At 59.8% G+C, this 7773-nt stretch carries 7 protein-coding genes; 5 read left to right on the forward strand and 2 right to left on the reverse strand.

Going from position 1 to position 7773, the window contains the following annotated elements:
• Positions 1-458: 458 nt before the first annotated feature.
• On the reverse strand, positions 459-1406 hold the full coding sequence (locus tag K9L28_11095) for a glyoxylate reductase (GenBank protein MCF7936875.1): 948 nt from the start codon (positions 1404-1406) through the stop codon (positions 459-461).
• Between the two features lie 99 nt (positions 1407-1505).
• Here K9L28_11095 and K9L28_11100 point away from each other — a divergent pair, with 99 nt between their 5' ends.
• Complete coding sequence (locus tag K9L28_11100; protein ID MCF7936876.1) at positions 1506-2225, forward strand: transglycosylase SLT domain-containing protein; 720 nt, start codon at positions 1506-1508, stop codon at positions 2223-2225.
• A 15-nt stretch (positions 2226-2240) separates the two neighbouring features.
• On the opposite strand, the gene xth is transcribed toward K9L28_11100, so the two are convergent.
• Positions 2241-3032, reverse strand: a complete 792-nt coding sequence (gene xth / locus K9L28_11105) for an exodeoxyribonuclease III (protein MCF7936877.1) — start codon at positions 3030-3032, stop codon at positions 2241-2243.
• An 80-nt stretch (positions 3033-3112) separates the two neighbouring features.
• Between xth and K9L28_11110 the strand changes: the two genes are divergently transcribed.
• From K9L28_11110 to K9L28_11125, 4 genes are all read left to right on the forward strand, one after another.
• A complete protein-coding gene (locus tag K9L28_11110; GenBank protein MCF7936878.1) occupies positions 3113-4129 on the forward strand; it encodes an NAD-binding protein in 1017 nt (338 codons plus the stop codon).
• A 337-nt stretch (positions 4130-4466) separates the two neighbouring features.
• On the forward strand, positions 4467-5849 hold the full coding sequence (locus K9L28_11115; protein MCF7936879.1) for a potassium transporter Trk: 1383 nt from the start codon (positions 4467-4469) through the stop codon (positions 5847-5849).
• A gap of 23 nt (positions 5850-5872) precedes the next feature.
• Positions 5873-6532: a TrkA family potassium uptake protein gene (locus tag K9L28_11120; protein ID MCF7936880.1), complete on the forward strand. Its 660-nt coding sequence runs from the start codon at positions 5873-5875 to the stop codon at positions 6530-6532.
• Positions 6533-6684: 152 nt separating this feature from the next.
• Complete coding sequence (locus K9L28_11125; GenBank protein ID MCF7936881.1) at positions 6685-7611, forward strand: AEC family transporter; 927 nt, start codon at positions 6685-6687, stop codon at positions 7609-7611.
• Positions 7612-7773 lie beyond the last annotated feature (162 nt).

The raw sequence follows: 7773 nt of genomic DNA on the forward strand, positions 1-7773 counted from the left end.
CTTCCAGGTGTTCGGTGGCTTCCGCTACGAAATCGTGCAGGAATTCCTCGTCCATGGCGCTCTCCTCGGCGGATGCCGATCCGTTGATGATCCCGTTGACGAGGTTGCCGTTCTGTTCGTCGCTCACACATTCACCTCCCCGGAGGCAGGGTACCCTAGCCTCGCAAGACGCTGTTCGCCCTGACGCATCACCTTGCTCGACAGACATGGGAAACCTAAAGGAAAGAGGGGGACCTGTCTCTCAGCCTCTGGCGCGCGGAATACGGTTTGTCTTTATTTTTTAGCCAGGAATACGAAAAGTTGATAGTGAACCCTACAGGTATCGTATATCGAAATAGGGAAGGATGCAAGGTTCTTCCGCCCATCTCGTGGCCAGTCACACGAAAATAGAGCAGGCTGCCAAGACAAACTTTCCAATGAAAATATAAATATATTTAATTTTTTGCTTTATATAACCATCAGCAGTTCCGGCAACCCTGCGGTGTCTCTCCCCCAAGGACACCGCGCAGATTGTCGCCCACAAAGGCCGCGATGCCCCGCTGGGCCTCCCTGGTGACACCGCCCACATGGGGGGTGACCACCACATTGCGGTGGGTGAAGAGCGGATCCCCCGGATCCGGCGGCTCCTCCCAGAAGACATCCAGGCCGACGCCGCCGAGGTGGCCGCCGTCCAGGGCCGCCTCCAGTGCTTCCCTGTCCACCAGGCCGCCCCGGGCGACATTGACCAGGAACGAGCCTCTCTCCATGGCGGCAAGGACCGAACCGTCGATGATGCCTCTGGTTTCCCCCCGGAGCGGCAGAGCCGGCGCCACCACCAGGGAGCCTCTGACCGCCTGGCGCAGACCCTCCAGCGGATAGTAGGCATCCAGACCGAGTTCGTCGAACCCCTCCCGGCAGGTGCGGTTGACCCCGCAGACCCGCATGCCGATGCCCCGGAAACACTCCACCATCGTGCGGCCGAGACCGCCGAGCCCCACCACACAGGCCCACTCGCCACGGAGCATCCTCCCTGTAGGGGAATGGAGCCGCCCCTGGAAGAAACGCTCTCTGGCGTCGGCAGCGCGCCTGGCGAGCTGCAGGGTGTGGAGCAGCGCCAGTTCGGCGACACTCTCGGCGTTGCCGGTGCCCCGGGAGGGGACGTTGCAGACGGCGATCCCCCGCTCGGTACAGGCCTCCAGGTCGATGCCCTCGATCCCCGCACCCCACTGCTGGATCAGCTGCAGATCCGGCATGCTGTCCAGGAGTTCCGGCCCGATGACGGTGGGGGTGACGATCAGGACGCCGATCCCCTCCGGAGCGGCCTGCAGTTCCTCCAGTGGGGCGATCTCCAGTTCCAGACCGGCCAACTGGGAAGAAAAGGCCTGCGCCAGCCTGTGGAAAACTGATTGGAAACATACTACCCGCATAAGATCACCTTCTGTATGTAAATCTTTGTCAAACCGCGTTCTTCCTGTATACTGCACCTACTCCCCGTTGTGTATCTCCATCGCAAAGGATGTGGATCAATGCTCCACCGAGGCCCTTTCGCCGCTTCCATGGTGGTGGGCGTAGTGATCGTAGCCCTGGCCCTTCCCGCCTTCGGGGAAGACGGCAACGGATTGCTGAAGGATGACGACGGCAGATGGAATCTGGAGGAACTGATCTTCCGCCTGCGGCCCCTGGATTCGCTGGTGCTGGATACGCTTGCCTCCACAGGCGCCTCGGAGGAAGACCTGCTGGCCTGGAAGCGCCGCAATGTCTCGCCGGCGCTCCGCCATCTGCCCTTCATGGAACGGGAAACCCAGAAGAAGGTAGCGGTCATCGCCAGCTACATCAGCAGCGTCAATCCCGCTCTCGATGCGGAAACCATCTGGCTGGAGGCCGCGGCCTTCGCCCACTACAGCCAGAAGTACGGTGTCCCCATGTTTCTGGCTGTCGGTGTGGGCAATGCCGAGAGCCACTTCGACCCCCAGGCGGAAAGCGGCTACGGGGCCGCCGGGGTCATGCAGGTGGTCTGGCGGATCCACGCCGGCCTGCTGCAGGCCAACGGCATCCTGGCGCCGGAGGACCTCCACAATCCCGATCTGGGGATCGCCGCGGGCTGCCTGATCCTCTCGCGGTACCTCAAGGACACCTCCAACACCAGGGAGGCGCTGGAACGCTACTCCGGCGGCGCCAACGGCTACTGGGGCACCGTGGTCCGGGCCGTTACCCAGGTGATCATGCTCTCCATGCGCCTCCTCTAGGGGCACCGACGGCGTCTACGCCGGCAGATCGAACACAGCCGTCACGAAGGTGTGGTCCGAGGGCTTCTCCCACTTCCGGGGATCCCTGTCGATGTAGGCCTCGACAGAGCGTTCGGCGAGAGGGGCCGTAGCGAGGATATGGTCGATCCGCCAGCCGATGTCCCGGTCCACCGCGTTCTTTACCCGGTAGTCCCAGAAGGAGAACAGCGTCTCCCCGGGATGGTGGCGCCGGAGGATATCGGTAAACCCCCAGGCACAGACCTCGTCGTAGATCCTGCGGATGTCCTCGTGGAAGCAGACATGATCCCCTTTGCGTTCGGGGTGGGTGACGTCGATCTCCAAAGGCGCCACATTCATGTCGCCCAGCCAGATGAGCGGCTCGTCAGCGGCGTGGCGGCGGGAGAAGAGCTCCCGCAGACGCCGGAAAAAGCGCTGTTTGACCTGATAGTCGGGATGGTCGATCGCCTTTCCCTGGGGCACGTAGCTGTTGACCACGGGGATGCCGCGTACGGTGAAGCGGGCCAGCCTGGTGTCGGCGACGGGGTCCTCGCCGTCGTCGAAGCCGAAGGCCACCGATTCCAGCGGTTCCCTGGAGGCCACGGCCACGCCGTTGTAGGTTTTCTCTCCGCGGTAGACCACCTGATAGCCCATCTCCTCGAAGATGGAGGCGGGAAACTGGTGGTCCTGGACCTTGGTCTCCTGGATGCAGAGGACATCCACATCCCTCGTTTCCAGCCACCTTTTGATCACATGCCCTCTGGATCGCACCGAATTGGCGTTGAAGGTTGCTATACTGAACGCACTCACCGCGCACCAACTCCCTTCTGGTTGTGCCTGTATTGTACAGTCTACAGGCGGGGAGCGGCGCCTGGCAAAGGAGGGGCTTGATGGCCCATTCTCCCCGTAGTGTACATACGCTGCTTCTGTGGATCGGGGTTCTTGTGCTGATCCTCGGCTCCGGCATCGCGGGGTTCATGACCGTCGCCGGTCTGCCTCTGGTCGACGCGGTCTACTACACGGTCATCACCCTCTCCACAGTGGGATTCAACGCACCGCCGGAGACCGACGGTGCGACCAAGATCTTCATCGTCATCCTGCTGGCTGTCGGCATCGGGACAGCCGGCTACGCACTGGGGCAGGTGGTGGAGCATCTGGTCTCCAACCGCATCCTCATGCTGATGGGCAAACGGAGGGATCGTAAGGTGAACAGACTGACAGACCACTGGATCCTCTGCGGGCTCGGACGGATCGGCACCCACGTGGCGGAGATCCTCTCCAGGGACGCCGTGCCCTTCGTGGTTGTCGAGAGAAGCGAAGAGCGCGTCTCCGGGGCGCGGGAACAGGGATGGCTGGTCGTGCAGGGCGACGCAAGAGAGGAAAGGGACCTTGAATCGGCGGGCATCCACAGAGCAAAGGGGCTCATCGTCGCCCTGAGCAGCGACGCCGACACGGTCTACGTGGTGCTCACCGCACGGTCGCTGAACAGCAGCATCCACATCACCGTGCGGGCCAACGAGGCCCAGTCCTCCAACGTCTTCTACCGCGCCGGAGCGGCCAAGGTGATGAATCCTCACCTGGCCGGGGCGGCGGCGTTGACCAGGGCGGCGCTGAAACCCTCCATCGCCGAATTCCTGGAGCTGGTGAACATCTCCAAGAAGCTGGCGCTGGACTTCGACTCCCTGCGGATCGCTGCCGACTCCTCCCTGTCGGGACAGACCCTCAGCGAAAGCCCCCTGCGGTCCCGCTACAACATCCTGGTGATCGGCATCACCAAATCCCACGGCGCCATGCTCTACAATCCCTCCGGCGACACCCTGCTGGAGGCCGGCGATGAGCTGATCTTTCTGGGAGAACGGGAGATGATCTCCCGGGTACGGACCGAGACGGTGGGCTGGACAGGGTGACGGCAGGGCCTGAAACCGCCCGTTCTTCCTCGCGGCCCGCACAGCTAAGGTGGAATACCAAGGAGGGGCACACAAGACTCCACTGGTCGCAAGCAGCGGCTGCTGCTTCATAGGTTGCTCTCATAAAGGAAACCCCTCCAGAAGAGCATCACAAAGAACGCGACGCGCCGGTGTTTCTCCTCCCGCCTCCAGCGAAGGGGGTGCTGGAATACGGCATCTTGACAGCCTCGCCATGATACACCAGAATGCCTTCTGTTTCTCGGTTCTACGGGAGAGCCTCTCTTGTAGTGAGAAGAGACAATAAGAAAGAGGTGTTCCTGAAAGGGGAGGGAACAACATGAACCCTGCAGGTCTTGTACAATGGATTAAGTCTCTGTCGCCAGCCCAGACACTGATTCTCTACTACGCGGCGGCAATCGCCACCGGCACCGCGCTGCTGGCAACCCCCCCTGCAACAAATGGGACACCCCTTTCATTCATTGATGCCCTTTTCACCGCCACATCCGCTCAGTGCGTCACTGGTCTTATCGTCGTGGATACGGGCACCAAACTGAGCCTTTTCGGACAATCCGTCGTTTTGGTGCTGATCCAGATCGGCGGATGGGGCATCATGACCTTCTCGGTCTTTCTCTTTCTCTATCTCCGCATGGATATCCGCACCCGGGAGCGGTGGATCATCCACGAGACCCTCCTTCATTCACCGGTCAGCTCCTGGAAAGAGCTGGTCAAGGAAATCATTGTGCTTACCGCAACGGCCGAGATCATCGGGACCATTCTTCTTTCCCTGGTCTTTGTCCCGGAAATGGGCATCCGGCAGGGAACATACTGCGCCCTCTTCCACGCCATCTCTGCCTTTTGCAATGCCGGTTTCTCTCTCTTTTCCGACAGTATGGTAGGCTACCGGGACAGTGCACTGATGAACATAACGATCATGTCATTGATCATCCTCGGTGGAATCGGTTTTCTCGTTATCCGGGAGCTGCTGGGAACAGCGAGGGAGTCATTCCACCCCAAAATAAGACCAAAGCGACTTTCGTTGCACAGCAAGCTGGTCCTCGGCACGACCGCCTTTCTGATCATTGCGGGAACGGGGTGCATCGGCTGGCTTGAGGCGGCTTTTGCATTCGGGGAAATGCATCCTCTCGAAGGGATGTTCGCCGCCATCTTCCAATCCGTCACGGCACGGACCGCAGGTTTCAATACCGTCGGCATCGGTACGCTGCGGACGCCCACACTCTTCGCGCTGATGATCCTCATGTTTATCGGAGCATCACCTGGATCGGCCGGGGGCGGTGTGAAAACAACCTGTCTGGCCATATTCGCCGCGGCCTTCTACAACAGGATTAAGAGAACTCCGCATATCAACGTATTTCGCCGGACTATCCCGGAGGAGAACCTCTCCAGGGCGCTTCTGCTGATCCTTTTGGCGGTGACCATCATCGCGGGATCACTCTTTGCGCTGCTGTCGGTGCAAACCCCCGGCCCCCCTGACGGTCCTGCCAGGGAATTTCTCTTTTACACCTTTGAAATCTTCTCCGCCTTCGGCACAGTGGGACTTTCCATGGGGGCCACAGGAGAACTCGGCAGCGCCGGGAAGATGATCATCATTTTCCTCATGTTCACAGGCCGAGTGGGCCTGCTCACCCTGGCCTATGCAATCGGAGGAAGGATCCGCCGTTCGGCAACGCGGTACGCAGAAGAAAACATCATGATCGGGTGATACGAAAAAGGAGGGCACCTGCGTTGAAAAAGAAACTCTGTGTCATCGGGTTGGGTAATTTTGGATTCTACATGACACAACAGCTGTTCGAGCTCGGCCACGATGTGATAGCGATCGACAACGACAAGGAGAAGATTCAGGCAATCAAGGAGTACTGCTCCTACGCCTTGCTCGACGACGCTGCCAACAAGGAGTTTCTCACCGATCAGGGCATCACCGAGATGGATGCGGTGGTTGTCGCCATGGGCGAACACTCCCATCTGGCCACACTCGTCACGCTCTTTCTCAAGGAACTGGAGGTTCCAAAGATCGTGGTAAAGGCCGTCAGCGAGGAACACGGACGGATCCTCGCAAAGGTGGGCGCCACAGAGATCATCTATCCGGAAAAGGATATGGCCAAGAGGCTGGCGCACAATCTTTCAAGCCACAATATCCTTGATTTCATCCCACTCTCCGAAAAGTTTTCACTCTCGGAGACGATACCTCCTAAGTCTTTTGTCGGAAAAACAATCATTGATTTGGATATTAGAAATAAATTTCACGTTTCGGTCATAGCCATTAAAAACGACACCAAAGATGAATTCATCCTTGCTCCTTTGGCCAAATATACCATCGAAGCAAATGACAAACTGATCCTGCTGGGGCAAACGGAGGACGTCAACAGAATCATCAACCAAGCCTAAAGAAAAACGACAGCCTTTTGTATGACCGCCATATTTCGCTCACGAGTGCCCGTACCATTGCCCTGCCGCTGAACGGTCTCGGAAAGGGCAGCGAACCCCCGAAGCGTATCGGGGACACCATCACTCCGGTGGAACGAAGGAAAGGTATACCAATGAACAATATGATCCTTCTGGCGGTCTGTTTTCTCCTGGGCATCGTTTTCCGCAAAACCGGGAGGCTGCCCCAGACCACACCAGGGGTATTGAACGCCTATATCATCAACGTGGCCCTCCCGGCGCTGGCGCTGCTCCATATCCACAGCCTCAAGCTCTCGTCGGAGCTGATCTATCCGGCGGTATCGGCCTGGCTGCTCTTCGGCGGGGGATACCTCTTCCTCCGCTGTGCCGGGAAGGTGCTTGGCTTCACCCCGGGTACGGCAGGTGCCCTGATCCTCACCGCCGGGCTGGGCAACACCTCCTTTGTGGGGCTGCCCATGATCGAGGCCTTCTACGGAAGGGAGTACCTGGGGATCGGCATCCTGGTGGACCAGCTGGGTTCCTTTCTGGTGCTGGCCACCCTGGGGATCGCCGTGGCGGTTGCGGCCTCGTCGGGTTCCGCCAGTCCGAAGGAAACCATCCGGAAGGTGCTGCTCTTTCCGCCATTCCAGGCCATGGTGCTGGCCTTCGCGCTGATCCCCCTGCCCTATCCGGAGTGGCTCTCCATGGTGCTGCAGCGGATCGGCGAGACGCTGCCGCCGCTGGCGCTGCTCTCTGTGGGCTTCCAGCTTCGGCTGGGGGACATCCGGGGGGAGCTGGCGCCGCTGTCGGTAGGGCTGTTCTACAAGCTGATCCTCGGCCCCGCGCTGGTGGCGCTGCTCTACGTTGCTGTCCTCGGAGCGGAGGGAACGGTCATCCAGGTGACCCTCTTCGAGGCGGCCATGGCCCCCATGATCACCGGCGCCATCGTGGCCGCCGACCACGACCTGAACCCCGCCCTCTCGGCGCTGATGGTCCCGACTTCCGCGCTACTTCCCTCGCGAATCCCTGGGGATCCAGTGTTTCCAGGGGTTTATTTTTTGGCGACAACTTGTAGTGCCTAAAAATATTCCCTATTGACTTTTTCCGACTCTCGTGCTTCTCTCTCTTCATGTACGTCAGAACGAAATCCTCACCCACCAGTCCCAAAAAGGCGGTTCAGATCATCGAAAGCAGGCGCGTGGACGGCAAGCCCCGCCAGAAGATCGTGCGTCATCTGGGGACCG

The organism is Synergistales bacterium (assembly GCA_021736445.1).
In the GTDB taxonomy this organism is placed as follows: Bacteria; Synergistota; Synergistia; order Synergistales; family Aminiphilaceae; genus JAIPGA01.